Origin of the sequence: Cupriavidus sp. USMAA2-4 (assembly GCF_001854305.1) — a bacterium.
Lineage (GTDB): Bacteria > Pseudomonadota > Gammaproteobacteria > Burkholderiales > Burkholderiaceae > Cupriavidus > Cupriavidus malaysiensis.
In genome coordinates, this window is the sequence record NZ_CP017749.1 from 1,564,289 (window position 1) to 1,589,828 (window position 25,540).

Annotated in this window: 26 protein-coding genes and 1 pseudogene; 11 read left to right on the forward strand and 16 right to left on the reverse strand. The window is 64.7% G+C overall.

The window, feature by feature from the left end; genetic code table 11:
- Nucleotides 1-90: 90 nt before the first annotated feature.
- The 3 genes from BKK79_RS27045 to BKK79_RS27055 all read right to left on the reverse strand — a co-directional run bounded on the left by BKK79_RS27045 (nt 91) and on the right by BKK79_RS27055 (nt 3,173).
- Nucleotides 91-1,380, reverse strand: coding sequence for a sensor histidine kinase (locus BKK79_RS27045; protein ID WP_071039326.1), 1,290 nt, complete (start codon nt 1,378-1,380; stop codon nt 91-93).
- Nucleotides 1,370-2,059, reverse strand: a complete 690-nt coding sequence (locus BKK79_RS27050) for a response regulator transcription factor (RefSeq protein ID WP_071039327.1) — start codon at nt 2,057-2,059, stop codon at nt 1,370-1,372. The genes BKK79_RS27045 and BKK79_RS27050 overlap by 11 nt, the downstream gene beginning before the upstream one ends.
- Before the next feature lie 130 nt (nt 2,060-2,189).
- Nucleotides 2,190-3,173, reverse strand: coding sequence for an MBL fold metallo-hydrolase (locus tag BKK79_RS27055; protein ID WP_071039328.1), 984 nt, complete (start codon nt 3,171-3,173; stop codon nt 2,190-2,192).
- Between the two features lie 756 nt (nt 3,174-3,929).
- Between BKK79_RS27055 and BKK79_RS27060 the strand changes: the two genes are divergently transcribed.
- Nucleotides 3,930-5,324 carry an FAD-binding oxidoreductase gene (locus BKK79_RS27060; protein ID WP_071039329.1) on the forward strand — a complete coding sequence of 465 codons (1,395 nt, stop codon included), beginning with the start codon at nt 3,930-3,932 and terminating at the stop codon, nt 5,322-5,324.
- Between the two features lie 207 nt (nt 5,325-5,531).
- Here the strand turns inward: BKK79_RS27060 and BKK79_RS27065 are convergent, their stop codons facing one another.
- On the reverse strand, nt 5,532-5,939 hold the full coding sequence (locus BKK79_RS27065) for a hypothetical protein (protein WP_071039330.1): 408 nt from the start codon (nt 5,937-5,939) through the stop codon (nt 5,532-5,534).
- Between the two features lie 310 nt (nt 5,940-6,249).
- Between BKK79_RS27065 and BKK79_RS27070 the strand changes: the two genes are divergently transcribed.
- Complete coding sequence (locus BKK79_RS27070) at nt 6,250-6,663, forward strand: VOC family protein (RefSeq protein WP_071017060.1); 414 nt, start codon at nt 6,250-6,252, stop codon at nt 6,661-6,663.
- An 84-nt stretch (nt 6,664-6,747) separates the two neighbouring features.
- Here BKK79_RS27070 and BKK79_RS27075 read toward each other — a convergent pair.
- A pseudogene (locus BKK79_RS27075) lies at nt 6,748-6,996 on the reverse strand (alpha/beta fold hydrolase); the annotation flags it as partial.
- A 287-nt stretch (nt 6,997-7,283) separates the two neighbouring features.
- Here BKK79_RS27075 and BKK79_RS27080 point away from each other — a divergent pair.
- From BKK79_RS27080 to BKK79_RS27090, 3 genes are all read left to right on the forward strand, one after another.
- The gene (locus BKK79_RS27080; RefSeq protein ID WP_071039332.1) at nt 7,284-8,411 is read left to right on the forward strand and encodes a Fic family protein; all 1,128 of its coding nucleotides are present in this window, start codon (nt 7,284-7,286) and stop codon (nt 8,409-8,411) included.
- Between the two features lie 103 nt (nt 8,412-8,514).
- Complete coding sequence (gene parS, locus BKK79_RS27085; protein WP_071017048.1) at nt 8,515-9,066, forward strand: type II RES/Xre toxin-antitoxin system antitoxin; 552 nt, start codon at nt 8,515-8,517, stop codon at nt 9,064-9,066.
- Nucleotides 9,063-9,542, forward strand: a complete 480-nt coding sequence (locus BKK79_RS27090; protein WP_071039333.1) for an RES family NAD+ phosphorylase — start codon at nt 9,063-9,065, stop codon at nt 9,540-9,542. The genes parS and BKK79_RS27090 overlap by 4 nt, the downstream gene beginning before the upstream one ends.
- A 158-nt stretch (nt 9,543-9,700) precedes the next feature.
- Here BKK79_RS27090 and BKK79_RS27095 read toward each other — a convergent pair whose 3' ends face one another.
- The 5 genes from BKK79_RS27095 to BKK79_RS27115 form a co-directional block, all read right to left on the reverse strand.
- Nucleotides 9,701-10,351, reverse strand: a complete 651-nt coding sequence (locus tag BKK79_RS27095) for a hypothetical protein (RefSeq protein ID WP_071039334.1) — start codon at nt 10,349-10,351, stop codon at nt 9,701-9,703.
- Nucleotides 10,352-10,395: 44 nt separating this feature from the next.
- Nucleotides 10,396-11,262: a hypothetical protein gene (locus BKK79_RS27100; protein ID WP_071039335.1), complete on the reverse strand. Its 867-nt coding sequence runs from the start codon at nt 11,260-11,262 to the stop codon at nt 10,396-10,398.
- Between the two features lie 318 nt (nt 11,263-11,580).
- On the reverse strand, nt 11,581-12,078 hold the full coding sequence (locus BKK79_RS27105; protein ID WP_071039336.1) for a GNAT family N-acetyltransferase: 498 nt from the start codon (nt 12,076-12,078) through the stop codon (nt 11,581-11,583).
- 58 nt (nt 12,079-12,136) lie between these two features.
- Nucleotides 12,137-12,502, reverse strand: a complete 366-nt coding sequence (locus BKK79_RS27110) for an ASCH domain-containing protein (RefSeq protein ID WP_071039337.1) — start codon at nt 12,500-12,502, stop codon at nt 12,137-12,139.
- 290 nt (nt 12,503-12,792) lie between these two features.
- Nucleotides 12,793-13,767, reverse strand: coding sequence for an alpha/beta hydrolase (locus tag BKK79_RS27115; protein WP_442873303.1), 975 nt, complete (start codon nt 13,765-13,767; stop codon nt 12,793-12,795).
- A gap of 244 nt (nt 13,768-14,011) precedes the next feature.
- Between BKK79_RS27115 and BKK79_RS27120 the strand changes: the two genes are divergently transcribed.
- Nucleotides 14,012-15,097 (forward strand): AraC family transcriptional regulator, encoded by a 1,086-nt coding sequence (locus BKK79_RS27120; protein ID WP_071039339.1) that lies wholly within the window; start codon nt 14,012-14,014, stop codon nt 15,095-15,097.
- A 75-nt stretch (nt 15,098-15,172) separates the two neighbouring features.
- Here the strand turns inward: BKK79_RS27120 and BKK79_RS27125 are convergent, their stop codons facing one another.
- A complete protein-coding gene (locus BKK79_RS27125) occupies nt 15,173-16,030 on the reverse strand; it encodes a LysR family transcriptional regulator (RefSeq protein WP_071039340.1) in 858 nt (285 codons plus the stop codon).
- An 84-nt stretch (nt 16,031-16,114) separates the two neighbouring features.
- Between BKK79_RS27125 and BKK79_RS27130 the strand changes: the two genes are divergently transcribed.
- A complete protein-coding gene (locus BKK79_RS27130) occupies nt 16,115-16,495 on the forward strand; it encodes a tautomerase family protein (RefSeq protein WP_071039341.1) in 381 nt (126 codons plus the stop codon).
- Nucleotides 16,496-16,565: 70 nt separating this feature from the next.
- On the opposite strand, the gene BKK79_RS27135 is transcribed toward BKK79_RS27130, so the two are convergent.
- Nucleotides 16,566-16,985 (reverse strand): hypothetical protein, encoded by a 420-nt coding sequence (locus BKK79_RS27135; protein ID WP_071039342.1) that lies wholly within the window; start codon nt 16,983-16,985, stop codon nt 16,566-16,568.
- Between the two features lie 39 nt (nt 16,986-17,024).
- Nucleotides 17,025-17,648 (reverse strand): glutathione S-transferase family protein, encoded by a 624-nt coding sequence (locus tag BKK79_RS27140; protein ID WP_071039343.1) that lies wholly within the window; start codon nt 17,646-17,648, stop codon nt 17,025-17,027.
- A 306-nt stretch (nt 17,649-17,954) separates the two neighbouring features.
- Here BKK79_RS27140 and BKK79_RS27145 point away from each other — a divergent pair, with 306 nt between their 5' ends.
- Together BKK79_RS27145 and BKK79_RS27150 are read left to right on the forward strand one after the other, a co-directional pair.
- Nucleotides 17,955-18,959, forward strand: a complete 1,005-nt coding sequence (locus tag BKK79_RS27145) for a dienelactone hydrolase family protein (RefSeq protein WP_071040385.1) — start codon at nt 17,955-17,957, stop codon at nt 18,957-18,959.
- Between the two features lie 77 nt (nt 18,960-19,036).
- Nucleotides 19,037-19,498: a cache domain-containing protein gene (locus tag BKK79_RS27150; RefSeq protein ID WP_071040386.1), complete on the forward strand. Its 462-nt coding sequence runs from the start codon at nt 19,037-19,039 to the stop codon at nt 19,496-19,498.
- Between the two features lie 297 nt (nt 19,499-19,795).
- Here the strand turns inward: BKK79_RS27150 and BKK79_RS27155 are convergent, their stop codons facing one another.
- Complete coding sequence (locus BKK79_RS27155) at nt 19,796-20,686, reverse strand: LysR family transcriptional regulator (protein ID WP_071039344.1); 891 nt, start codon at nt 20,684-20,686, stop codon at nt 19,796-19,798.
- Nucleotides 20,687-20,792: 106 nt separating this feature from the next.
- On the opposite strand from BKK79_RS27155, the gene BKK79_RS27160 reads away from it, so the two are divergent.
- On the forward strand, nt 20,793-21,788 hold the full coding sequence (locus BKK79_RS27160) for an aldo/keto reductase (RefSeq protein ID WP_071017039.1): 996 nt from the start codon (nt 20,793-20,795) through the stop codon (nt 21,786-21,788).
- A gap of 249 nt (nt 21,789-22,037) precedes the next feature.
- The gene (locus BKK79_RS27165) at nt 22,038-22,946 is read left to right on the forward strand and encodes an alpha/beta fold hydrolase (protein WP_071039345.1); all 909 of its coding nucleotides are present in this window, start codon (nt 22,038-22,040) and stop codon (nt 22,944-22,946) included.
- Nucleotides 22,947-23,010: 64 nt separating this feature from the next.
- On the opposite strand, the gene BKK79_RS27170 is transcribed toward BKK79_RS27165, so the two are convergent.
- Together BKK79_RS27170 and BKK79_RS27175 are read right to left on the reverse strand one after the other, a co-directional pair.
- Nucleotides 23,011-24,144 (reverse strand): GGDEF domain-containing protein, encoded by a 1,134-nt coding sequence (locus tag BKK79_RS27170; protein ID WP_071039346.1) that lies wholly within the window; start codon nt 24,142-24,144, stop codon nt 23,011-23,013.
- Between the two features lie 70 nt (nt 24,145-24,214).
- Complete coding sequence (locus BKK79_RS27175) at nt 24,215-25,489, reverse strand: anion transporter (RefSeq protein WP_071039347.1); 1,275 nt, start codon at nt 25,487-25,489, stop codon at nt 24,215-24,217.
- Nucleotides 25,490-25,540 lie beyond the last annotated feature (51 nt).

Below are 25,540 nucleotides of genomic sequence, written 5' to 3' on the forward strand. Positions count from 1 at the left end.
TGCAGGCGTGCAGGCGGCACGATCCGATCGGTGCGCCGCCGACACGGCGGCACTTGGCCCCATGCTAAGCAAGCGGTTGTGAAGTTTCCGTCAAGACGCGCCCGATGCTGGGGTGGGCGCGAAACGAAGTGACGCGCGCGTACCACGGCCGAGTTCGCTGTCCAGTTCGATCGCCCAGCCATACTGGTCGCAGATCCGTTTCACGATCGCCAGTCCAATGCCGCAACCGCTTGCCCGGGCTTCTTCCGGCCCAGCCTGGTAGAGGCGCTCGAACACATGTGGCAAGGCCTGCGGGGAGATGCCCGCGCCGGTATCCTCGAGCGCCAGCCTGCCGTCCTCATAGCTGAAGCGGATGTGTCCCTGTGCCGTATGGCGCACCGCATTGTCGACCAGGTTCGAGAGCACGATGGCAAGGGCTGGACGATTCGCCGTGACATGCAGGCCAGGATCGATGTCGACCATCGCCTCGACACCCTTGGCGGCCAGGCTGTCGGCGAACGGCGCCAGCGCCGTCCGGGCCATGTCCGCCATGTTCACAGGTTCCTGGTGCTCGGCCGACGCTTCTCTTGCCAGCATCAGCAGGGCTTCGATCACCTCGCGCATCGTGTCGGCCGCGCGTTCGATCTGCTGCAACCGTACGCGGGACTTGCCGCGGATCGCATCGTCCTGATCGAGCAGTTCGCAGCCGGTCTTGACGATGGTCAGCGGGGTGCGCAGTTCATGGCTGACGTTCCCGGTAAATGACTTCTCGCGCTCCACCATGCTGGACATGCGCTGGTGGTAGGCATTGAACGCGCTCGCCAGTTCGGCGACCTCGGCTTCGTCATACCGGCCGGGGTTGACCGACGCCGCATCGCCAAGGCGGAGCGCCTTGACCTGCCGGGCCAGCCCCCCCACCTGACGCACCAGCAGGCCCGATAGGGCATAGGCAAGCCAGATCGTCAGCAGGGCGAAGACGCCGGTGCCTGCCATGAGGGCGTTGATGACTTGCTTGAAGCGCTGCTCGTAGGCGCCGAAATCGTAGACCCGGTACAAGCGTGCGTTGCCGAACGGGGCGACCGCAACGTGGATTTCCTGGCCGCCGACGAGGATCTCGTGCGTGCCGGGCGGAAGATCCTTCACCGCTGCCGGCAACACGACCGGCTGCCGGGCACCGCTCGATACATAGCCATTCATGTGCCGATCGAAGGGCGGCAGCAGGGCCGGATCGCTGCGGTACGACTGCAGCAGGTTGCCGATGTCCTCCTGGATCAGCGCGTCGATCAGACGCTCCTCCTGTGCCTCCGCCAGTGTCTTGACGCCAAGCGCCTGGGCGATCAGCAGCAGGATCGTCACCGCCGAGAAGGCGAGCGCAACCTTGAGGCGCAGGCTATTCCGCATCGGCACGGCCTGCGACGAACCGGTATCCCAGGCCGTGCACGGTTTCGATGAGGTTCGTTTCGCCGGGGGCCGTCAGCGCACGGCGCAGCGTGTAGACGTGCGCCCGCAGCGTATCGCTGTCGCCAAGTGCTTCGCCCCACACCTGTGTCTCGAGTTCGACCCGGCTGAAGACGCGAGCCGGCGACTGCATCAGGATACGCAACAGTTGCAGGCACTTCGGCGGCAGCTTGACCTGACGGCCGGCACGCATGACCGTCAAGGTGGCCAGGTCCAGGCGGACGTCCGCGCAGCACAAGATGCCCTGCGCGACCTGGCCCTTGTAGCGCTTGATCAGCGCGCCCAGGCGCGCGCCGACCTCCTTCAGCGAGAACGGCTTGACCAGGTAGTCGTCGGCGCCATGCGTGAATCCGCTGAGCTTGTCGTCGAGGGTATCCTTGGCGGTCAGCATCAGCACGGGCGTATCCCGGCGCGCTTCCTCGCGCAGCTTGCGGCACAGTGCCAGGCCATCCATGCCGGGCAATGAGAGGTCCAGCAGGATGGCATCCCACGGCTGCGATAGCGCCAGCTGCAAGCCGGCGATGCCGTTCGATGCCAGGTCGACTTCGTAGCCTGTGTGTTCGAGATAATCGTAGAGGTTGGCCGCAATGCCGGCGTCGTCTTCGATAACGAGTATCCGCATGCCGAGCGCTCCAGTAGTCCAAGCAGACCCGGATTGTGCCACCGCAGCCGGCCTGGGACGCAAGGCGTCGGCCCATGCGCTCAGTCGGCTTCCCCGCGAGCAGCCGTCCGCGCACGTCGGCCAGATCAGGTCAGAACTCCATCAGGTCCTTGGCAACGACCACTTGTCCGGAGAAGGATTTCTTGACCTCGGTCACATAGCGCTCGTAATCGTCATGCTCGTCGACCGTCGGCAGGAGGTGAGTCAATATCACCGTCTTGACCTTAGCGCGCGCCGCCATTTTCCCGACCTCATCCGGCGTCAGATGCTCCTCGACTTCATGCCGCATGAACGCGGCTTGTTGTTGCGCGGTCATGCTTTGCCAAGTCCCGTTCCGGATCAACACCTGCTTCACGTCTTCGCTGGAGCCGACCTCCGACACGAGGGTATCGGCATTCCTTGCCAATTCGGTCACCGCGTCGCTGGGACCGGTGTCGCCAGTAAAGACGATGACGCGGTCGGGTGTCTGGAAGCGATAGGCATAGGATTTGTACTTGCCATAATATGGACTGCCCTCCGGGATATGGAAGTGCGTGTTCTCGACAGCGCTTACCTGGATGTTCTTGTCCTGGTAGACCACCCCTGGCGCAACATCATGGCCGACGAAGACATCCTCGAGCGGCGTGCGCCTGCCTTCGGCCCAGCGGATTTCCGCATTCACCGTAAAGTACTGAATGGCGCCTTTCACCAGCGCGACAGTCCCGGGCGGGCCATAGACGGCGATGGGATCATGGCGCTGAAAATCCCATGCAACCGACATGAGGGTGCCCAACCCTGCAGTGTGGTCATCGTGGCCGTGCGTGATGAATACCTGCCCGATCTGGCGGAAACTGGCTCCCGCCTGCGTCAAGCGGCGCAGCACGCCATCGCCGGCGTCCACAAGATAGTACGTCCCGTCGACGATCAACAGATTCGACGACTGCGCCCTGTCCTTGGCGGGAATCGGCCCGCCGCGCGTACCTAGCGTGATGAGGTGCGTGCCGGTTCGCGTTTCCGTTACCTCACCGTTCGCCTGTCCTGGAGCGAGGACACCCAGGGCAACGACGCCAGCAAGCAACAGTCGATCGATTCGCATTTTCCATCTCTCCCAAAGACCACGCCTCGGCGTCAATCCGCCCGACGGGAAAATCGGCATCCCGCATGCCACCTGGGTACCGGGCGCCGATTATCGACATGGCGCAGCGGCGCGAAGCGAAGCCATAAGAGGCGTTTCATTCCTGACGCAGACCTGCCGCAGGGAAGACGACCGGCGCCCGCACGGCGGCGTTGATGAGACCGGTTGCTGATGACTGACGGGCGCAGCCGGAAGCGCTGAGGTTCGCGCTCGACCCGGAGTCGGGGTGCCGTCGAATTCACGGTTTTGACCAAGCAGAGGCAGCCGCCGACGCTGCCTCCCGTGGTTCCGGTCGTATTGGCTCGGCTCGGCATGCGCGGTGCGGCGCGCTCGGTGTGACCGCCCATACACCCCTCTCCCCGGGGGCGGGCGAAACGGAACGAGACGATCAGGTCGCTCGCCTCAGGAAGTCCGTGGCTGTCCCCATTTTCCTGGATTCAAGGTGGCGAGCGGCTGTTGGTCAAGCGGGACGCAGCCATGGACGGTACGGCACACCTCGCGCGATCCGGAACGTCGGCATGAGGCTGGATCAGCGCTGTAACAGAAGGAGGCATTTTGCGCACCGCCCAGATGCCTGGTCGCCGTGCAACCAGCCTGCGGTGCCGGATGGCTCGTTTCATGCATTGTGACAAGGCTCGGGCAATTCTGGCCAGGGATCCGGGCGGGCTTCCTCCGCCCGGCGGCGTCCGGCCGCTGTATGAAGCAAGGAGGGCTGTTATGCCTGCGATTCCGAATGACCGCGTTGACGCACTGCGTCAGAACCTGCGCGGCGCCGTCCTGACCCCCACCGATGCCGGCTACGACGCCGCGCGCGCGATCTGGAACGCCATGTGCGACAAGCGCCCCGCACTGATGGTGCAGTGCGCCGGCGTGGCCGACGTGGTGGCGGCGGTGAACTTCGCCCGCGACAACGGCCTGCAGTTGGCGGTGCGCGGCGGCGGACACAACATCGCCGGCAGCGCGCTCTGCGACGACGGACTGGTGATCGACTTCTCGCGCATGCGGTCCGTGCAGATCAACCTTGCCACCCGTCGCGCCTACGTCGAGCCGGGGGCCACCCTGGGCGACTTCGACCACGAGGCGCTGGCGGTCGGCCTGGCCACGCCGCTGGGCATCAACTCGACCACCGGCGTCGCCGGCCTGACGCTGGGCGGCGGCTTCGGCTGGCTCTCGCGCAAGTACGGCATGACCGTCGACAACCTCGTCTCCTGCGACGTGGTGACGGCAGACGGCCAGCGCCTGCTTGCCAATCAAAAGGAACATCCGGACTTGTTCTGGGCGCTCCGTGGCGGCGGCGGCAATTTCGGCGTGGTGACACTGTTCGAATTCCGCTTGCACACGGTGGGGCCGGACGTGCTGGCCGGCCTGATCGTCTTCCCCGCCGACGAGGCCAAGTCGGTGCTGCGCAAGTACCGGGCCTTCGTCGACACCATGCCCGATGAGCTGAGCGTCTGGGTGGTGCTGCGCAAGGCGCCACCGCTGCCGTTCCTGCCGTCGTCCGTGCACGGCACCGACATCCTCGCGCTGCCGGTCTTCTACGCCGGCGACCCGGCCCAGGGGCAAGCGCTGCTCGCGCCCGTACATGCCTTCGGCACGCCGTTGGGCGCCCACGTCGGCGTGATGCCCTACACCGCGTGGCAGAAGATGTTTGACCCGCTCCTCGGCCCCGGGGCGCGCAACTACTGGAAGTCGCACAACTTCGCCACCTTGCCGGATGAGGCCATCGACGCCATGGTCGACTATGCCGCGCGCCTGCCGTCGCCGCTGACCGACATCTTCATCGGCCTGATCGGCGGCCAGGCCAGCCGGGTCGCGCCCGACGCCATGGCCTACCACCACCGCGACGCCCGCTTCGTGATGAACGTGCATGCCCGCTGGGAACGTCCCGACGAAGACCAGGCCTGCATCGCCTGGGCGCGCGACTTCTTCCGTGTCACCGAACCGTTCGCCGCCGGCAGCGTCTACGTCAATTTCCTGACCGAGGAGGAGGGCGGGCGCATCGGCGCGGCCTACGGGCCGAACTACGCGAGGCTCGCGCAGATCAAGCAGACCTACGACCCGCAGAACCTGTTCCGGGCGAACCAGAACATCGCCCCGGCCAGCGGATCCTGAGCACCCGCTTCACCATGACCTGCTGCCGGGGGGAGGACCTCCCGAATGCCGGCGCGTCCGTGGGCTTTTCATCCTGACGCCGTCACTGCCGTCAGGATGGCTCCCGGACGAAAGGCCGTCTTCCCATTCGCTTGGCAGGGCAGGGCAGGGCAGGCTCCCGCGTCACCTCGCCACCCCGCTCGCCACCGCGCGGATCGGCGATGCGTCCTAGTCCTGGCCGTCCCGACGATGAGGCAGTACGGTCAGGCCCGAAGTCCCGCTGGAGCCCGACTTGCGCTGGCTCCTGAGCACCCCGTTCTGGTCGAACTCGAACAGGACCGTGGACGACTGGATGTCGTTGCCGGAAAACAGCGGGCCGATGAGCGGAATCAGGCTCTCGGCGTGAGGCTTGGCGGTCGCAAACGAGTAGACCAGCACGGTCGAGCCGTCGCCCAGCGTCGCCTGGGACGTGGGCGTTCCGAGCTGGCCGGTGACGTCATCCAGGGTGGAGAAACCCGGGATGAAGTTCGCCAACTGCTCCGGCTCGACCTTGACGCCCGTCGTCGATACGCAAGCCGCCGACAGGCAGGCAAGCATCAGTCCGCACACCACGCTTTTTGCGTGAACCCGGTTCATATCGCTACCGCGTCGCCGCGTCATCGTATCCACGCCCGGCTTCCGGAGCCGTGACGGCAGGCCTGCCGATCGCCATGGCGCGGGCCCGGCTGCAGAATGCGCCCGGTACGCCCGCCCATCAAGGATAGAACGAAGCGCCGCGTCGCGCCGCGTCCAAGCCTGCTCTACCTGTTGGCACAGGCGATCTCGCGGCGGCCGGTGCCAGGTCCATCTTCCCGTCCGGGACGATGGACCCATCCTTCACGAAAGTCCGATCTCGTATAGACTCGCGCGAGTTCAACAGGACCAACAGGACCGATGGAGAAGAACAATGCACCTGCTTGACCACGTCTCGATCAGCGTGCCCGATATCGAGGTGGCGCGGCCCTTCTACGATGCCGTCATGGATGCCCTGGGCGCGCGCAAGGTCTATGACCGGCCCGCCGCAGTCGGCTACGGCGAGCGCTGCAGCGCGGACGACACGGCATCCACCTTCCTGGCGGTCTATCAGGGTTCCGGTGAGGTCGGCGACAGCAAGCGGCATTGGTGCTTCAAGGCACCTTCGCGCGCGCAGGTGGATGCCTTCTTCCAGGCCGGGCTGTCGGCCGGCGGCCGCTCTGACGGCGAGCCCGGCTTGAGGCCGCACTACCACCGCGATTACTACGCCGCCTTCCTGATCGACCCCGCCGGCAACCGCGTCGAGGCCGTGTGTCATGCGGCGCCGCCGGCGGGCGAGGCCGCATGACCTTCGCTGTCGCCGCTTGATGGCTTGCGGCGCCGGCCGCGCGAGCGGCAGAGCCGGGCGCGATCCCGCCGCGGCGCGCCTTGCTCACTTTGCTGACTCGGCGAGGAAATCCAGCACCAGCCGGTTGAAGCGCTCCGCGTGCTCCCATTGCGCCCAGTGCCCGCAGCGGCTGAAGACGTGCATCTGCGCGTCGGGCAGGCCCCACAGCATGCGCAGGCCGCTGTCGAGCGGGACGAAGCGGTCGTCGCGGCCCCAGGTGATCAGCGTGGGCGCGGTGATTTCCTTCAGGCGGCCGCTCATGTCCGGCAGCCAGTCGGGATTGGCGGCGACGCTGTGGCTGAGGCGGTGACTCACCCGGTGGCGTAGCCATCTGCCGCCGTGAGCGACGCGCAACGCCGTTCGGCCGGTGCCGGCGCGGTGGTGGGCGCGGCGGGAGTGAGGGCGGGGTCGGGTTGACTGGGGTGCCGTGGCGGGACGCGGAGATTGGTGGGCTTATTCGCCGAATAATATGCGGTGAATAAGGCGATTTCCGTTTTGGCGCGGCGAATGGATTGCCCAATCTCCGCAAGATGTACGTCGAATCTCTTGTGCATGCGGAGAGGGGTCCTCATAATCACCGCATGGAACGCGGTGAATACCTCTATATCTGGCAGGCCGACGGCTGGCCAGCCTGGCAGTTCGATCTTGCCGCACTGGCTGGTCCGATGTCGGCAGTCAGCCATGCTCAGGGCATGCTGCTGGGGAGGCTGGCGGACGTCGGCATGGCACTGCGCGACGAGGCCAGCCTCGCGGCGCTCACCGATGACGTGGTGAAGACCAGCGAAATCGAGGGCGAGCGGCTGAACGTCGAGTCCGTGCGCTCCAGCATCGCCCGCCGGCTCGGTGTCGATATCGGTGCGCTGGCCCCCGTGGATCGGCACGTCGAAGGCGTGGTCGAGATGATTCTCGATGCCACCGCCAACAGTAAGGTGCCGGTATCCCGGGAACGGCTTTTCGGCTGGCACGCGGCACTCTTTCCCACCGGCTACTCCGGCCTCTCCAGGATCCGGGTCGGCGGCTGGCGCGACGATGGCGGCGGGCCCATGCAGGTGGTATCCGGCCCCATCGGTCGCCAACGCGTGCATTTCGAGGCGCCGCCCGCCGATCGGCTGGAGGCCGAGACGGCGCGCTTCCTCGCCTGGCTCAATGGCGGCACCGCCGAGCCGCCGCTCATCAAGGCAGGCCTGGCCCACTTGTGGTTCGTCACCCTGCACCCCTTCGACGACGGTAACGGCCGCATCGCCCGCGCCATCGGTGATCTGCTGCTGGCACGCGCCGATGGCAGCCCGCAGCGCTTCTACAGCCTGTCCGCGCAGATCCAGCGTGAGCGCAAGGCCTACTACGACATCCTGGAACGCACGCAGAAGGGCACGCTCGACGCCACCGCTTGGCTTGCCTGGTTCCTCGACGCCCTGGGCCGTGCGCTCGACTACGCCCAACACACCCTGGATGCGGTCCTGGCCAAGGCACGGTTCTGGCAGCGCCTGGCCGGAAGGCCGCTGAACGAACGGCAGGTGAAGCTGATCAACCGACTGCTCGACGGCTTCGAGGGCAAGCTCACCACCGGCAAGTGGGCGGCCATTGCCAAATGCTCGCCGGATACCGCGCTGCGGGATATCAATGACCTGCTGGCGCAAGGCGTGCTGCGGAAATCGGCCTCCGGTGGGCGGAGTACCAGCTATGAGCTGGATCTGAGTCCTGGCGCCTGAGCCTGGCTTGGCGCCAGGGGCACCCGGTGCCCGCCGGTGCCGCCATCCCCGCCGGCGGGAGTTACCATTTGAGCTACAATCAATACTCATTTGGGAGTCCGCGATGCAAACCACCGCCGAAGCCAAGCCACGCCGCACCCCGGCCACGCGCCGCGCGGCCCCCGCGCGCCACGCCGTCAAGCGCGGCACCAAACACAGCGAACTGCACGGCATCGAGGACTTCCGCGCCTTCTATGAAGCCTCGCAATCCACCGCCGGCACCCTGCGCGTGATCGCCCTGATCCGCGCCGGCATCCCCGCCAGCGAGATCGCCGTGCTGGCCGAACGCATGGGGCTGAGCAAGGACACCCTGATGCGCACCCTGCAACTGCCGCGCGCCACCGTCGACCGCAAGGCCAAGGCCGACGAACGGCTGTCGAGCGACCAGAGCGAGCGTGTGATCGGCATGGCCAAGCTGGTGGGCCAGGTCCAGGCGCTGGTCGAGCGCTCCGGCCAGCCGGCCGGCTTCAATGCCGCGCAGTGGGTCGCGCACTGGCTCGACCAGCCGGCCCCGGCCCTCGGCGGCGAACGGCCCGCGGACCTGATGGACACCGTCGCCGGCCAGCAGATCGTGGCCGACCTGCTCGCCAAGATGGAAAGCGGGGCCTACGCGTGAGGACGGCCTGGCGCATTGCCACCGACACCCCGACCTACACCGCCGACGACCCCAGCGGCACCGGCGCCAGGATCACCGGCGGCCGCTGGAACCGCAAAGGCACCCCGATGGTGTACGCGGCCTCGTCCATCGCGCTGGCCTGCCTGGAAACGCTGGTGCACATCGGCGCCGGCGGGCTGCCGCTGAACCGCTACCTGGTGCGCATCGATATCCCCGACGACGTCTGGGAAGCCGCCGGCCGCCTCACGGCCGCCACGGCGCCGATCGGCTGGGATGCCGTGCCGGCCGGCAAGGTCAGCCTGGATGCGGGCGAGGATTGGGTGGCCGCCGGCCGCTCCGCGCTGTTGCTGGTGCCTTCGATCGTGGTGCCGGAAGAGTGGAATGTGCTGGTGAATCCGGCGCATGCGGAGGCGGGGCGGCTGGGGTGGGGGAAGGTGAGGCGGTGGGTCTATGATGCGCGGTATGGCGGGATGTGAGTGACTGTCCCGCTCGATGTCAAAGGAAGGGCGGCGCTCTTGGGGAGCGTCTCGTCTCCCATTCGGATCGTCGCAAGACGTTGATTTCGCGGTGGTGTGCCATGGTGCGCCGCCCGCCGACGCGTGGCATCGGCGGGACCCTGCGATGACCGGCGAACTTATCGTGCGCTATCCGTCCTGCCGGCGGCGCTCGCGGTGCCGGCCGAATCACCGGCAGGCACCGTTTCCCGGACGCCTGCCGCCGCAGGCTGCTGCGCTCCTGGTCCGGCCTTGGCAGCGGCTGCGGCAGCGGCAGCGGCAGCGGTGAAGTCGAGGAATGCCCTGGCCTCCTTGTCACGCTGCGCAAGCCGTTCGATGCGCGCCAGTACCTGCGGGAGCCACTTGGGGCGGTATTCCTCCCGCATGCCGGACAGGTCTTCCGCGCCGAAGTGATGCTTCTCCAGCAGCTTGCCCGTGCTCCGCCAGCGATCGGCCACGCGGAAGATGGCCTCGTCTGCCTTGCCGGGGCAGACCTTGCGGTTGATCAGGAATGCCTGGCCCGCGATCTTGTCCGGGGCGGGCGGGTTGATGGTCTCGATGTCGCCGTGCTTCTGCGTTTCCGGCCAATCGCGGGCGAACGGCACCATCAGTCCGAGAAATCTGCACTGGCTGTCATCCCGCCACCATTCCCTGTGCATGCTGACGGCCGTAGCCGTGTCGAGCGTGTCCTGGTCGGCATGGATGAAATCCGCGTCGGCATAAAGCGTGATATTGGACGCCACTACGCCAACGAGGAATACTCCGTTCAAGATGTTGAGCACATCCAACATGGTCTTCTCCGTATTCGACTGCGCTTGAGACCGGGGCTGCTGCCTCAGAACACGATCGAATTGATGTAGTGCATGGCGGCGATGGGCTCGACTTCTCCCGGCTTGATGCCGTCCATGGCGGGCAGCAGCTTGTTGTCCGCCTCGGTGGCAGGTTCGATGCGCGGGCGGACGTCTTCCACGCCGAGCATGCCGTCCACCGTGGCGCCCGCGGCCATCACCGCACCGCCGACGCCGGTGCTGAGATGGTTCGTGACCGAGAGGTAGGTCGGCTTCACGCCCATCCCCAGCGTGAAGGCAAGTTCGGTGGCCAGCCGTGCGCCGATCTCGCGAGCGAGTTCGTACGAGCTGACGGACACGCCGACACCGGACTTCTTGCCAAGCGAGACCAGCTTGCCTTCGAGCAGGAACGACACGCCGAATACATCGGCACCGTAGGGGAGCTTGCGCATCAGGAAGGGGCGCGTGTTGTACCAGCGGACCTGGACAATCATCTCGCCGCGTTCCTTGAAGGACCTGCCATTGCCCCGGTAGCCCTTGATGAACTCTGCCACGGCGCGCTCGTAGTCCTTGCCCTCGCAGCCCTGGGCGCAGGGCAGAACCTTCAGCTTCGGCAGGTAGCCGACGAACTCCGACGCGTTGCCCGGTGCCTTGCCGCTCTCCGACATGCCGCGCAGCAGGTCCTCGTTGACCACCTGCGGCATGTTTTCGCTGGGGCGGAACAGCGCTGGCTTCAACGCTGCCTTGGCCAGGTAAGCCTGCTTGAGCGGATCCTTTTCGGTGGTCACGCCTTCTGGCAGATTGGCTTCCGCCGTGGCGGGAGCCGCTGCCACATTCCCCTCTTTCGGCGCTTCTTGTGCCACTGCGCTCAGGCTCGCCAAGCCCAGCAGCAGGCTGCTTGCATACCGTTTCATCCCTGTGATGTCCTCATCTGCGCCTCGAACGGCGCTATCGTCTTCGACGTGGAACCCGCCGCGCGGCAGATGCTGCGTGCCGTGGCAGAGTTCCGCTCGTCGCGATTAACGGCGATAGCGCCGGAAGGCTTTAGCGGGATGGAAGAGCGGGGCGCATTCTCTCCGCGTCGATTCCGCGCGCACCGCGGCGGGAGCGCCGACGTGCCCACGAGGGAAAGGTGCCGCGAGCCTGGGCCCCGATCGATGCCCAGGCCTGGACATTGGCAGGTGCTTGCGGCCGGAAGCCGGAGGAATGCGGTGGCAGGGACCGGAGGGAGGCTACCGTATGGCGCGCTCCATCACGATGACGTCACCGGTGAAGCGCGGAATGCTCCTGCGATCCACGATGCCGAAGCCCTCCCGCTGCCAGAACGCGAACGCGCGTGGATTCGTGGAAATCACCGCCAGCCGCAGCCTCGTGCAGTCCCAGCCGCGCGCCATGGCCTCGATCAGGCCCAATGCAGTCCTGCCGCAGCCCCGGCCCTGATGGGCTTCCGAGACGAGCAACAAGCCGATGAACGCACAGTCGCGGGCTGGGTAGGCGCGAATCACGTCGGCGCAGCCCACCATCTCCGTGCCGGCATGGAGCCCGATCAGGAATTTATCGGAGGCTTCCTTACCGGCAGGCATGCCGTGGAAAAAGTCCTCGACGTCGGCATGCGCAGGCGGGCGTCCCTCGACCCGTTGCGAATACGAAGGCGCTTCGCTGAAGATGCGCCAGACTTGCGCGGCGTCGCTTGCCGAGTCCGGAAGGAGGGGATGTAGGGTCAGCGTCATGATCTGGGTATCGATGGCGGCAACGGATTCCAGGTCGCCGAATCCGCTGGCGACCTGGCTACGCTACCGGGTCCTGAAGCAGCTCCACCGCGTAGATGCCGCGCTTGGCCACGCATGGGGCCGGCGGGTCGATCGCTCGCACATTCGCCAGTTCCCAGCACACGTAGCCGGCACTCCATTGCTTGCCTTGGGCGCGGGCTATCTCCGGCGTCCAATCGTGTACGCCTACGATATCGACCACGGCGAGGGCGATGCCGTTCGGGTCTTCTTGTCCGTCCTGGCGTAGAAAGATCGTGTTCTGTACCAGCACCAGATCGCGCATCGGGATCTTCGGTGGGAGCCAGGAACGGATTTCTACCTGCTTGGTTCCGGACAGGATGTCGTCTACGGCGGGTTTGACGATGGATAGGGCGAATCGGGACATGGAGGCGGATATCGTCTGTCTGTCTGTCGGTGTGTGCGGGACCTCCCGCCGTTGGCAATCAAGCGTGTCGACCGGGCCAGGGCGAAATGATAGCCGCAACAGGATGGTTGAAGATTCTCCCGATTCCATCGACCTGGCGTGGCGGTGCTGCCCGAGGTGGCACACGGGTGGCGCGAGCCGGCCAGGCCCGGAGGATGCGATCGCCTCCACCCAGAGGCCGACGTCCGGTCGGCGCGGTATGGGGTTCCCGGCAGAAGCGGAAGCTGCCTTGGCAGCGGGCGCTATCCCGGTCAGGGGAGAGCCGCGGTCTCGGGGGGGCGCGCGGTGACGTCACGAGAGAATGAGTCGATGGCGTCCACCATTTGAGAGAGCCCTGGTTGTTCAAGCGGATAGTGCCCCGCGCCTTCCAGCATGACGACCTTCACCGGCACCCGTGTCACGCGCTTGAGAAACGGTTCGCTAAGATGCAAGGGCGTCCATCGGTCCGCCGCCGGCTGAGTCAGCAGGATCGGGCAGATGTCGAATGCCTCCGGTTCCACCGCCGGTTGATACGAGAGGTAAGAACTGAGAAAGGCTATCGTCATGGCATTGCCTGCGGAGCGCTTGTCGGATAGCCAGACCTTCAGTGCTGCCTGGTCGTTGACCAGTGCGGACATCTTGCTTGCCACTGCCATCGGCATGCGCATGGATCTCAGCGGTGTCTTGGCGGCGAGACTCATCATCGCCCCTCCCACGCGGCTCATGAACGGATTGAGCGCGGTCTCGTCGCGCACCGCCTGCAGGCGTTGATCGAGAAAGGTCATGCCGACGATGCCTTTCACCTTCTTGTTCCGCGCGGCCACCTGGTACGTGAGCATGCCCCCCGCGCTCAGTCCGTACAGCACGATCGGGCGATTGTCGCGTGCCAGCTCAGCGTCGACCAGATCGCTGCCGGCACGCACCCAGTCGTCGTAGCGGACCAGCGAGCCTGCGGCGACTTCGCTCATGCCGTACTCCGGCATGTCGACCGCGATGGTCTCGTAGCCGCGCCGCGCCAGCGGCTCGCCCAGGATCATCGACATCTGCCGGCCGTTGGTGCCGACGCCGTGGAACAGAATGACCTTCACCGTCGCTTGCGGGTTGCGGTACGTATCGAGATGGAGGCGATGGCCGCTCCAGTGCCACCATTCCTCTTGGGGCAGTTGCCCCTGTTGCCATTGGAAGTCAGGTGGGAGGAACTGCTGCATGTCGCGCCAGATGGTCTGGCTCGCGTAGGTCATCGGCATGGCGGCTGTATGGCTTGGGTTGGACGGGTAAGCTTCGTCGGCGCGCGCAGGCGCGCCCAGACTGCTCGACAGCCCGATCGCGAGCATCAGTGTTCGGGCGTGACTGACAAGACGTGCAGAATCCATGCTGATCTCGCGGCGCGGGTTACGATGCCGCAATCTTGCTCGCGCCCCCCTGCGCGGTCCATGTCGGGGTGGGCCAATCGCTTTAGAATCCAGGCCAACACCCTGGGCGAGGCGCCACATGAATGTCTGGAACTTTGCACGTAGTCCGGCTTCCGTTTTACTCATGATCGAGTACGGACGCGGTCGCAACGTCGCGCCATCGGCGTTGCTCAGAGGCTCACAGCTTCCCCTGAAGCAACTCGCCGATCCAGATTTCACGGTGCAGGCCGCGCAGGAGCTGGCCGTTGCCGCGAACCTGTTGAGATTGACCCGGCACGAAGCCGATCTCGGCCTGAAGGTCGGCCTGTCCTACCACCTCTCGGCCTACGGGCTTCTGGGGTACGGCCTGCTGAGCAGCGCGACGGGCGAGGCGGCCGTCGCGCTGGCACGCCGCTATCTGGCGCTGACCTATACCTACGTCGGGATCGTGCATCGCCGCGCCGGGCCGTGCGACGTGGTCACCTTCGAGCCAGCGCCGGAACTGCCTGCCGATCTGCAGCGCTTCTTCGTCGGGCGGGCCATGGGGGCCACTTGCCGGGTGCTGCGCGACGTGATCGGCAGCGCTTTCGGACTCGTGGCATTTGACCTTGCCTGCGACGCGGAGCCCGGCGGGAAGAGCCATGTGTTGGGCGCCAGGGTTCGGCATGGCCAGCGCGCCAACGCGATCACCTTCGAGCATGCTCACCTCGAGCGGCCCCTGCCGCAAGCGAACGCCGTCACCGCGGCGATGTGCGAGCGCATGTGTGCCGAGTTGCTGGTGCGCAGGCGGACTCGCCCGGACATGGTGTCCTTTCTGCAGGAATACCTGGCCACGCACGCCTTTGACAGCCCTCCGCAGTTGAAGGACATCGCGACGCTGCTCAACACCAGCGAGCGCACGCTCAAGCGCCGGCTCCAGGAAGAGGGTGCCTGCTTCCGCGACATCTCGAACGCTGTGCGCAGGGCCAGGGCGCAGGCGCTGATTGCCGAGGGACGCCTGTCCGTGAAAGAGATCGCCCACGAGTTGGGGTTCAGCGACCTGTCCTCGTTCTCGCAAGCCTTCAAGCGATGGACCGGCGTGGCGCCAAGCGTGTCGCGACAACAAGCGGCACGTCCGTCGGGTGCTGCCGAACGGCCGCCCAGTGTCGGCAAGCGTCCTCGGCGCACTGCCGGCCCCCGGTCATGATTCAACGGGACGATCGACTCCGTCGCCCATCTTGTCGACAGATTCGGATGTTGGCAAAAGACTCCCGATAGGCGGCTACCCGCGTACCGCGCTGCGGAAGGCGGCTGACAGCTCGGCCAGTGCGTCAGCCGTACGGCCGGTCTTCGCCCTGGTGTGAAGCAGGATGGGCAGGCGCGGCAGCTCGGGCAGGCCGAGCTTCGAGCCGATGTCGATCGCACCGAATGGCAGCATCCGCGGTGCCAGGGCAGCAACGCCCAGCCCGGCCATGACTGCCGCCGCGACGGCCGCCACGCCGCCGCCGACGAAGACCTCTCTCCATGGCACCTTGGCGGCATCGAGAAAGCTCCCGGCCATCGCGCGCACGCCACAGGGCTCGGCGAGCGTGGCAAGCGGCAGAGGTTCGCCCGCTCGATGCTGCCAGTTCGGCGCGGCGAACCATCCAAGCTTCTCTTCGGCAACCAGTTCCCCGTCGCTCCGGCCGACATGCAGGCGGACGATGGCCGTGTCGAGCTCCCGGCGGTCGAAGCTTTGCAGAAGATCACCGGACGACCCTATGCGGATTTCGAGCAACAACTCCGGGTCTTGCGCGTTCATCCGTGCGATCAAGGCCGGCAGTTCCGGTCCCGCGACATGGTCGCTGATGCCAATGGTGACGCGCTGCCGGACACCGGCAAGCGCGGACAACGCGCGGTCGTGTACCGCCAGCAGTTCGCGCGCGTGCGCCAGGAACGATGCGCCCCGCGCCGAGAGTTCCACGTACCGAGGCGTCCGCTCGATGAGTCGGAAACCCAGTCTGTCTTCGAGCCGCTTCAGCTTCAGGCTGATTGCGGCCTGCGTCGTCTGCAATGCCTCGGCAGCACGCGTAAAGCTTCCAAGCTCCGCGATGCGGACGAAGGCTTTTACGGCGTCCAAGTCCAGGGAGGGCACAGTCATTTCAAAAGTTTATCGTTGAAATATGCGTGCATAGCGTATCGGAATGGATAGTATCAGTCGCGACAACCAAGGAGGAGAGCACACATGCCACTCGTTCATATCGCACTGCGCGCCGGCAAGACTGAGGCCTACAGACAGGCAATCTTCGACGGCATCTACCGCGCGATGCATGAAACTTTCAACGTTCCCGCGGACGACCAGTTCATGACGATCACCGAGCACGAGGCCGCCAGCTTCCGCTACGGCTCGTCTTACCTTGGCGTCGCTCGGAGCGACGACCTCGTGTTCATACAGATCACGGCGAACAACACTCGCACCGTGGAACAAAAAAAGGCCCTGTTTCGACGAACCGCGGAACTGCTTGGCGAAAGCCCGGGTATCCGTCCGGAGGATGTGTTCGTCAGCCTCGTGGAAGTCGCGAAGGAAAACTGGTCCCTCGGCCACGGCCTTGCGCAATATGCTTGAGGGGTCGGACCCTCGGGAAGACGCATCCAAACGTCCCTATGAGGAGCGCCAATCGCCCGGGACTCACCATCTATCCGACGTGGGGCAAGTGCGAAGTGGGGAGACCCAAGGCCGTGAGAATGGCGCCAAGCCGAGTGATGTAGTCCGCGTCGAGCGCACCATGGAGGCATGGCGCGACATGCACCATGGCCAACGCCGGAATGAAGACGGGATCGCTCTGCGCCGGAGCGTCAATCTGCACGATAAACGCTTCGGCACGGTAGTCGTCGAGTCCGGCGTAGAGTCGGTCGATCTCGCGGTGCGTGAGCGCGTAGACCATTCCCGCCGCGACTTTGCCGTCTGCGCGCGTCAGAACGGCCTTGGTCGCGACCACGATCTGGTGGTCGCGGATATACCCGATGCGCGGCTGGCGCGGATGCACCCCCTTCTTTGCCAGGCCAGCGGCGTCCATGTGGAGGCCGTAGAAGAACATGTCGACGAGTCGTAACATCGTGAGCGTCGTGCCAGAAGGGTCGAATGACGCAGTGGACTAGGGGGTGCCGTTGCGGCAATACTCGACAAAGCCCCGCCGGCTGCCCATGCGCTCCATGTAGGCCAGCGTCGCCGGGAAGCCTTCGTGCGCCAGAGGTGTTTCGAGCCAGCGGTTGATCGAGAGGCCGATCGGGATGTCGGCCAGGGTGAACGACGCTCCGGCGATGAAGCCTCCGGTGCGCTCGAGTTGTCCTTCGACGATTGCCATGTGCCTGGCCCATGCCGCGCTGGAGCGCGCGATCTGCTCCGGATCCTGATAGTCCGGATCACGCCTGGCAAGCGCCAGGAACGCGTAGGACCACGACCTGTTCAGGTCCGTGGCCTGCCAGTCCATCCATTGGTCCACGCGAGCGCGGGCCGCCGCCGCCGTCGGGTAGAGATGGATGGCATGCTCTCGGTTGGCCAGGTAGCGGAGGATCGTGTTCGATTCCCACAGCGTGAAGTCTCCGTCGCGAATCACGGGCACCATCGCGTTGGGATTGAGGGCAAGGAACTCGGGTGCACTGGTGGCGCGGAAGCCCGATCCCCAGTCCTCGCGGGTGAACGCGAGGTCCAGTTCGACGCAGGTCCAGAGTACCTTGCGCACATTGATGGAAGAGGCCTTGCCTAGTATCTGCAACATGGCGATGGGGCAACGCTGGCGGCTCGTCGCGGCGACGAGGATTTGACTGACCGCTGGCTTGCGTGGTTGAGGACGGCTTAGCATATTGGCCAATTGTGCAGTCTCACAGATACAGTTCGACGCTTTCTGACCGGGCCAGGGCTGGCTGGGGCAGGCAGGCATGCAAGCGCCAGCTCGTTTCAGGCCCCTTTCTTTCGCGCAAGAAAAATCGTTTAGCAGAAGAGCATCGCACTACCTAGACTATTGGGGAGCCAATGTTGCGCATGTGAATCTGCGCTCACAATGAAATACAAGAGGGAGGGCGCCATGAAGGCCGCAATCACCTGCTCGGCTGTCCACCTCTGCCTGCTCGTTGTCCTCGGGTTCCTGTCGTCCGACGGACTGGCGCAGGTCGCTCGGACCGAGGTCATTCCCGTTCCGACTGTCACGAGGTCGGACCAGGAGTTCCTGAGCGGTGTGGAGGGCGGGCGGCCGGCAACGATCGCGGGCGAACTTCGGCTTCCCAAGGCCGGGGTGGACCGGCTCCCACTGGTGATTCTGCTGCATGGCTCAAGCGGTATCGGCAGTTCGGTGACCGACTGGGAGGAATATCTTCTGGGCATGGGCGTCGCCACTTTTGTCCTCGACAGCTTTTCCGCCCGCGGCATTACCAGCACCATCAACGACCAGGCTCAGCTACCTCGCCTGGCGCAAATCGAAGACGCCTTTCGCGCGCTCGCGATTCTCTCAAAACACCCGCGGATCGACCCGGCAAGGATCATGCTCGTGGGGTTCTCGCGAGGCGGGCAGAATGCACTCTATGCAAGCCTGAAGCGGTTTCATCGATTGCACGCCTCACCCGGGACGGAGTTTGCGGCCTACGTCGCGTTCTATCCTGATTGCTCTTATACGTATCGCGAAGACGACGACCTTGTTGCGAAGCCGTTGAGAATTCTCCAGGGCAGCGCAGACAACTACGATCCGGTCGGCCCTTGCCGTGGCTATGTGGATAGACTGAGGGCGAACGGTAACGACGCCATGCTGATCGAGTATCCCAGGGCCAATCATGCCTTCGACTCGCGGGCCCTCACGCCGGCTGTGCAGCTTCCGCGGGCGCAAACAACCCGCAACTGCAGGACCATGGAGCTGGAGAACGGCTTGCTGGTCAACGCGCGAACCGGGAAACCCTTTACCTACGATGACCCGTGTGTCGAGCGTGGCGTGACGGTCGGCTATGACGAGCAGGCGGCCAGCGAGGCAAAGCAGGCGATTCACGAATTGGTCATCACGGTGTTGAAGCCCGATGTCGTCGCTACCGTAACTCGCCCGTGATAGCTCCCACTGGCCGACAAAGAGATGACTGTTTTACCGCTAACTGCAAATTGCTCGAAGAGCAGAGAGGAATGTCCATGTTTCGTAGGCTCGTGATCGGCGCGCCAGGCGTCATGGCCGCCTTGTTCTTGACTACGGCATTCGCGCAAGGTACTGCGGCGGACGCTAAGGCCATGCTTGAAAAGACGGTTGCGGCCATCAAAGCCGATAAGGCCAAGACGCTCGACCAGATCAACAAGGGCGATAACGGCTTTCTGGTCGGCGATCTCTATCCGTTCTGCTTCAATCTCAGCGACGGACTCCTCGTCGCGGTCGGCAATCCCAACGTCAGGGGGCTGCTCGGCAAGAGTGTGAGGACATTCAAGGACCCTACGGGCGACGTGTATGGCCCGAGGCTCTATGACGCGGCAAAAGAGGGCCAGGTCAATGAGGTCAGCTACATGTCTCCCAAGGCTGGCGCTGACAAGACGTGGGTGCCGAAGGCGAGCTTCGTTACCGCGGTCGCCGGCCTGGGATGCGGCGTCGGCTACTACAAGTAGTACGACCGAACCAACCGCCATAGGGGTGGCGAAGTACGGAACGACTGGTCGTAGCCGACGCCCACACAAGCTATGTTCTCGCGTGACCGGTCGGTCCTGACGCCCGTCACGCCGCATCGGCGGATTGCCATCGAGGCTGGTCGGTCTTGTCAAACCCGACTCGGGTCATGCGCGTCGATCTGGTCGAAGTCCGCTGCCTTGTCCGTTATCCGCAAGAACCGGTGCACGTGGCAGGCCCCGCGCGGATGGAGCGATGCGTTTCTGCCAGCGGTCCGCGTTCCGTTCGAAAGGACTCTGCTATGCGCGATAGCGAAAGAACTCGATGAAGGCCCGCAACGCCGGTCGCATCTGTCGCCGGGAAGGGTAGTAGATGTGAAAGCCATCGAAGAACGGGCACCAATCCTCCATGACTGCAATCAGGCGACCCTCGCGAACGTCGATCGAGACCGATTCCTCAAAGAGGAAAGCCAATCCAAGACCGTCCAACGCCGCCTGCCGCATCAGGGCCTGCTGTGGAAGGATCAGGTTTCCCTTCACCTCCACACTGATTGCGTGCCCGTCGCGCTCCAATTCCCAACGGTATACGCGTCCGCTCTCGAACCGGCGACGGATGCAGTTGTGTGCCGCAAGGTCGCGGGGATGTGCTGGCTTGGGATGCTTGGCGAAATAGGCCGGCGCGGCGACGATGAGGCCGCGCCGGGGCCCGCCCGCGCGCACGGCAATCATGTCGGCCTCCAGGCTTTCCCCGAGCCTGATGCCGGCGTCGCAACCGCTTTCGACGATATCTTCAAAAATGTCCGAGGTACGGATATCCAGTTCGATCATGGGATAGAGCGCAGTGAACTCCGGCAGGCGGCGCATGACGAGTTCGTCGGCCGCGAAAAGCGGCATGGTGATCCGCAAGGGGCCGGAGGGCGCGGCCGCGCCTTCGACCACTTCTGTCAATCCGGTCTCGATCTCGGCAAGCGGCGCGGTTACCCGGCTGAGCAGACGCGCCCCTTCCTCGGTGGGGCGCGTTGAGCGCGTGGTTCGCGCCAGGAGTCGCAAACCGAGGCTGTCTTCCAGTGTAGAGACCGCATGGCTGACTGCCGAGGGCGCGATGCCGAGCCGATCGGCCGCAGCGCGAAAACTGCCCGTCTCGGCCACGGTCACGAAAACCACGAGTTGGGAAAGCTGTGTTCGATCCATTGATCGAAATATTAGATTAAGCCAATCTCTATTACAGCACTTATCATCGTTGTTCGCCTCATTTAACCTGCGTTCATCACAAACCCAATGCAAACAGGAACGCCTTATGGAGCATCGCAAGCTCGGAAAAATTGAGGTCTCGGCCATTGGCCTGGGCTGCATGGGGCTGAGCCAGGCCTATGGTGTGCAAGATGAGGCGGCTTCGATCCGGACGCTACATCGGGCGATCGATCTCGGCGTCACCTCGTTCGATACCGCTGAGGTCTACGGCCCGTACCGCAACGAAATCCTTTTGGGCAAGGCGCTCAAGCCTTATCGCGAGCGGGTGGTCATCGCGACGAAGTTCGGCTTCACCTACAGCCGCGATCGAACCGATTTCGGCGAGATCACGGGAACGGATGGCAGGCCTGAGAACGCCAAGGCTGTAGCCGAGGCCTCGCTGAAGCGGCTTCAGACCGATGTGATCGATCTGTATTACCTGCACCGCGTGGATCCAGCAGTGCCGATAGAGGATAGCGTCGGCGCGATGGCCGATCTCGTGACAGAGGGCAAGGTGCGCATGATCGGCCTTTCCGAAGTCTCTGCCGAGACGCTGCGCCGCGCTCATGCCATCCATCCGATCGCTGCCCTGCAGAGCGAATACTCTCTCTGGACCCGTGATGTCGAAACGAACGGCGTTCTTGAGGTCTGCCGAGAGCTAGGTATCACCTTCGTCCCGTTCAGCCCGTTGGGGCGCGGCTTCCTGACCGGCAAAGTGCCCGCCGCAGCCGAGCTGGAGCCGGGAGATCTCAGACACAGCCTGCCGCGCTTCCAGCCTGGCCACATCGAGGCGAACCGGCGACTGGTCACGGTGATCGAGGAAATCGCAGCGGCAAAGGGGGCAAGCGCTGCGCAAGTCGCCCTCGCCTGGGTGCTGGCACAGGGGAACGATATCGTGCCTATTCCAGGTGCGAAGCGCATCGCGCATCTGGAGCAGAATGCCGCGGCTGTCGATCTCGCTCTGACCGCGGGGGAGTGCGCGCAGTTGGAGGCGACATTTACTCCCGAGAACATCTCGGGTGGCCGGTACCCCGACGTGTTCGAGGCGATGGCGCAGAAATAAGCCACGGTCGAGCGTCGGCGGGCGCACGAGAAGGCCATTTCCAAGGTCGCGGTGAGCCGGTCGGCCAGGGAATCACCCGGCTCCCGCGAGTTTTTCCAAGAGCTCGATGCAGGAGCGGAAGAAATCATGCTTGCGCCACGCGCGGCTTGCACTACGCTTTAGCAGGTTCGCGCCACGCACTTTCTGCGTCCCCTCCAGAGGGCCGCTTCCTGATCGACCCTGGCCACTGCGCCCCGAGAGAAAAAGACCATGCGAAAACTGTTTGCCGCCGTCGTCCTCTTGCTTGCCATCACCCAGCCTGCGCAAGCCCAGGTGAAGCCGTATCCGCCAGGATTCCGTCACCAGAATATCCAGACCGACGGGGCTACCCTGTCTGTGCGCGTCGGCGGCAGCGGGCCGGCGGTGGTATTGCTGCACGGCTTCGGCGATACCGGCGATATGTGGGCACCCCTGGCCGCCGAATTGGCTCGCACGCATACCGTGGTGGTTCCGGATCTGCGCGGCATGGGACTGTCATCACACCCCGAAGGCGGCTATGACAAGCGCACACAGGCGGCCGACATCCGCTCGGTGCTGACGCAATTGAAAATCGACCAGTCCGACGTGGTCGGCCACGACATCGGCACCATGGTGGCCTATGCCTATGCGGCGCGCTATCCGGACAAGACGACGCGGCTGATCGTGATGGACGCCCCGGTGCCGGGGATTCCGCCGTGGGAACAGATCGTCCGCATGCCCGCCCTCTGGCATTTCTCTTTCGGCGGCCCGGATGCGGAGCGGCTGGTGAAAGGCCGGGAGCGGATCTACCTGGACAGGTTCTGGAATGAATTCGCAGGGGATGCCTCGAAGATCGACGAGGCGACGCGGGTTCACTATGCCCGGATCTATGCGAAGCCGGGCGCCATGCACTCTGCATTCGCGCAATTCCTGTCGATTCCGCAGGACGCCGAGGACAATCAGAAATCGCTGGCCACCAAGCTGCCCATGCCGGTGCTGGCAATCGGCGGTGAAAAGTCCTTTGGCCAGAACGAGGCGATCGTCATGCGCAATGCCGCCAGCAATGTGCAGGAACTGGTGATTCCCGATGCCGGCCATTGGCTGATGGAGGAGCAGCCGCACGCCACGGTGGGCGCGGTGGTGAAGTTCCTCGCGCCATAGTGCCAGGCCTGGTGTTTCGATGCCACACCGGACGCCACCTTATGTCACCTGACTGCGGCGGGATCTACACGACGCTCGTCTTCACAAGGTTGCGCCCGGCGCCCTTCGCCGCATAACAAGCCGTGTCCGCCGTCTGTATCCAGGCATCCCAGGTGCCGCCTTTCTGGCCGCTCCAGGCCACACCGATACTGACGGTGACACTGATGCGCGCGCCATCGATGACAACCGACATGGTTTCGATTCGATGGCGCAGCCGCTCGGCGACCGCCCTGGCGCCTTGCGCATCGACATTCGGAAGAAAGAGCACGAACTCCTCGCCGCCGAATCGCGCCAGGACATCTCCCTCCCGCAGCGCATCCCGGACCGCTCTGGCAACCGACCCCAGCACATGGTCACCCACAGGATGGCCAAACCTGTCGTTGATCTGCTTGAAGTGATCCACGTCCAGGATCGCCAGAGCGCTGTTTGCCAGCGGTGCTGCGGGAAGGCGCGCGAGGAACCACCGGCGGTTGCCGACGCCGGTCAGCGCATCGGTGTCTGCCGCCAGTTGAAGGCCCGCCTCGCGCCGCTCCCGCACCAGTGTCACCACCAGCAGCGCAATCCAGAAATTGACGAAAATCTGAAGAAAAAAAGCCGTGGCAAAGTCAAATGCCGATGGAATATCGAAAACGATGCAGACGAGGCGCACCGCATAGATCAGCGCACTCACCAGCAGGCACGCAGCCAGCGGACGGCGCGCAGGCAGGGGCTCGCTATGCCGGTCCAGCCATATCTCGACTGCCGAAGCCGCCAGGAATGTCACTGCGGTCAGGTGAAAGACGCTTGCCCGTCGAGCATCGACGAGCGGGAATCCTGAGACGATGCCAAGGACGAACCATGCCGCCGGCACGAGTATGACAATCCAGTAAAGGCTGCGGCGGCGGCCGCTCAGGCGCCGCATGCCGTCCCAGAGCAGCGGATAGGCGACCGTGCCCAGGACCAGGCTCAAATGCGTCCACAGCCAGAGCGGTAATGCGGCACGTTCTCCGAATGCGGCCAGTACTGCACCGATTGCCAAGGTAATCAAGGCAATGGCGAGACGCCCTAAGCCGATGCGCCGGGCGGTACGCTTGCGGCTATGCAGGATTGCCGCAGCGCCTGCCATCAACGAGGTAATGTGCAGGAGAATAATGGTGCCCAGATCCAAAGTCAGGTGCATACGGCCCCTTCGGTTGCCAATACACGAATTATCGAAGAAGCATTTTCCAGGACGATGACCTGCGGCGCGATCAGGAAGTGAGAAAGCTTACCCGTACCGTCAGGTAGAGCGCGGAGATCGCCAGCGTCGCGAGCGTGACTGGAATACCGATCCTGGCATGACGGCGCCAATCGATGCGGACGTTCCGCCTGGCCGCGGCATCCACCACGATGATGTTCGAGATACTGCCGGCGATCAGCAGATTGCCCGACAGCGAACTCACCAGCGCCAGCAGCGGCCCGGCCATCTCGTGATGTGCCAACGGCAGCAGCAGCATGACAGCCGGCACGTTGGAGACAAGGTTCGACAGCACAAAGGTTGCCCCGAACAGCGGGGCCAGCTGGTCGAGATGCAGCCCTGCACGCGCGAGATCGCCGATCACTTGTGACGCCACGCCGGACTGCTGAATGGCATGGTTGACGACGAAGAGCGCCATGAACAGGACCAGGAGTTCCCAGTCCACCAGGCCGAGCGTTCGCGTGGAGTGCATCTTCCTGCTCAGGAGCAGCACGCCTGCGCCGATCAGTGCCACTTGCTCGCGCGGCCATGGGCCAACCAGGAAGGCGATCAACAGCACCGCGGCAACCATCAGGCCCTTCGCCGTCTGCCAGCGATCGAGCGGCACGCCGTTGCCGCGATCGGCCGCACCGTCGGCCACACCATCGGACGTTCCCGCCGAGGTGGCGGGCGCCGGCGCGGCCCCCTCCCATCGGCCGCTCACCTGCCAGGTGATCATCGCCCACGCGGCAAGCAGGCCAAGGCCCACCGGGATCGCCGCCTCGGCGATATAGCCGAAGAACGGCAGGCGCAGGGTCTGTCCGATCAGCATGTTCTGCGGGTTGCCGATCAAGGTGGCCGCGGAGCCGATATTGGCCGAGCAGGCCAGGCCCAGCAGATAGGGCACCGGATCCAGGCGCCGTCGCTGACAGGCTTCGATGAGCACCGGCGTCACGGCCAGGCAAACGATATCGTTGCTGAATACCGCTGATAGTGCCGCGACACCGAGCATCAGCGCCGCGAGCAGACCGGCCGGCCGATAAGACCACGCAGCGAACCGCTGTGTGGCCCAGTCGTAGAAGCCGCCGAGGCGCATCTGCGCGGACACCACCATGAAGGAGAACAGCAAAATGATGGTCGGCAGGTGAATGGAGCCTGCTGCGGCCTCCAGGGGCACTGCGTCAACGCCGATCAAGGCAATCGCGCCAAGCAATGCCACGCCCGTCCGATCCAGTTGAAAGAACGGCAGCCCGCCGAGAATCATCCCCAGGTAGACAAGCAGAAAGATTCCTACGATGGTGGCAGTCATTTGGCAATGCGCATCATGCTTCCGGGGGTAATCGCAGCAGAGGCTATCGCG

Coding starts and splice junctions, on each gene's coding strand:
- BKK79_RS27175 (WP_071039347.1), bottom strand. CDS start 25,489: ATGACTGCCACCATCGTAGGAATCTTTCTGCTTGTCTACCTGGGGATG.
- BKK79_RS27070 (WP_071017060.1), top strand. CDS start 6,250: ATGCACCTGCTTGACCACGTCTCGATCAGCGTGCCCGATATCGAGGTG.
- BKK79_RS27145 (WP_071040385.1), top strand. CDS start 17,955: ATGAAGGCCGCAATCACCTGCTCGGCTGTCCACCTCTGCCTGCTCGTT.
- BKK79_RS27150 (WP_071040386.1), top strand. CDS start 19,037: ATGTTTCGTAGGCTCGTGATCGGCGCGCCAGGCGTCATGGCCGCCTTG.
- BKK79_RS27105 (WP_071039336.1), bottom strand. CDS start 12,078: ATGACGCTGACCCTACATCCCCTCCTTCCGGACTCGGCAAGCGACGCC.
- BKK79_RS27115 (WP_442873303.1), bottom strand. CDS start 13,767: ATGCCGATGACCTACGCGAGCCAGACCATCTGGCGCGACATGCAGCAG.
- BKK79_RS27100 (WP_071039335.1), bottom strand. CDS start 11,262: ATGAAACGGTATGCAAGCAGCCTGCTGCTGGGCTTGGCGAGCCTGAGC.
- BKK79_RS27120 (WP_071039339.1), top strand. CDS start 14,012: ATGAATGTCTGGAACTTTGCACGTAGTCCGGCTTCCGTTTTACTCATG.
- BKK79_RS27135 (WP_071039342.1), bottom strand. CDS start 16,985: ATGTTACGACTCGTCGACATGTTCTTCTACGGCCTCCACATGGACGCC.
- BKK79_RS27125 (WP_071039340.1), bottom strand. CDS start 16,030: ATGACTGTGCCCTCCCTGGACTTGGACGCCGTAAAAGCCTTCGTCCGC.
- BKK79_RS27160 (WP_071017039.1), top strand. CDS start 20,793: ATGGAGCATCGCAAGCTCGGAAAAATTGAGGTCTCGGCCATTGGCCTG.
- BKK79_RS27055 (WP_071039328.1), bottom strand. CDS start 3,173: ATGCGAATCGATCGACTGTTGCTTGCTGGCGTCGTTGCCCTGGGTGTC.
- BKK79_RS27165 (WP_071039345.1), top strand. CDS start 22,038: ATGCGAAAACTGTTTGCCGCCGTCGTCCTCTTGCTTGCCATCACCCAG.
- BKK79_RS27140 (WP_071039343.1), bottom strand. CDS start 17,648: ATGTTGCAGATACTAGGCAAGGCCTCTTCCATCAATGTGCGCAAGGTA.
- BKK79_RS27065 (WP_071039330.1), bottom strand. CDS start 5,939: ATGAACCGGGTTCACGCAAAAAGCGTGGTGTGCGGACTGATGCTTGCC.
- BKK79_RS27050 (WP_071039327.1), bottom strand. CDS start 2,059: ATGCGGATACTCGTTATCGAAGACGACGCCGGCATTGCGGCCAACCTC.
- BKK79_RS27080 (WP_071039332.1), top strand. CDS start 7,284: ATGGAACGCGGTGAATACCTCTATATCTGGCAGGCCGACGGCTGGCCA.
- BKK79_RS27060 (WP_071039329.1), top strand. CDS start 3,930: ATGCCTGCGATTCCGAATGACCGCGTTGACGCACTGCGTCAGAACCTG.
- BKK79_RS27110 (WP_071039337.1), bottom strand. CDS start 12,502: ATGTCCCGATTCGCCCTATCCATCGTCAAACCCGCCGTAGACGACATC.
- BKK79_RS27130 (WP_071039341.1), top strand. CDS start 16,115: ATGCCACTCGTTCATATCGCACTGCGCGCCGGCAAGACTGAGGCCTAC.
- BKK79_RS27170 (WP_071039346.1), bottom strand. CDS start 24,144: ATGCACCTGACTTTGGATCTGGGCACCATTATTCTCCTGCACATTACC.
- BKK79_RS27155 (WP_071039344.1), bottom strand. CDS start 20,686: ATGGATCGAACACAGCTTTCCCAACTCGTGGTTTTCGTGACCGTGGCC.
- parS (WP_071017048.1), top strand. CDS start 8,515: ATGCAAACCACCGCCGAAGCCAAGCCACGCCGCACCCCGGCCACGCGC.
- BKK79_RS27045 (WP_071039326.1), bottom strand. CDS start 1,380: ATGCGGAATAGCCTGCGCCTCAAGGTTGCGCTCGCCTTCTCGGCGGTG.
- BKK79_RS27095 (WP_071039334.1), bottom strand. CDS start 10,351: ATGTTGGATGTGCTCAACATCTTGAACGGAGTATTCCTCGTTGGCGTA.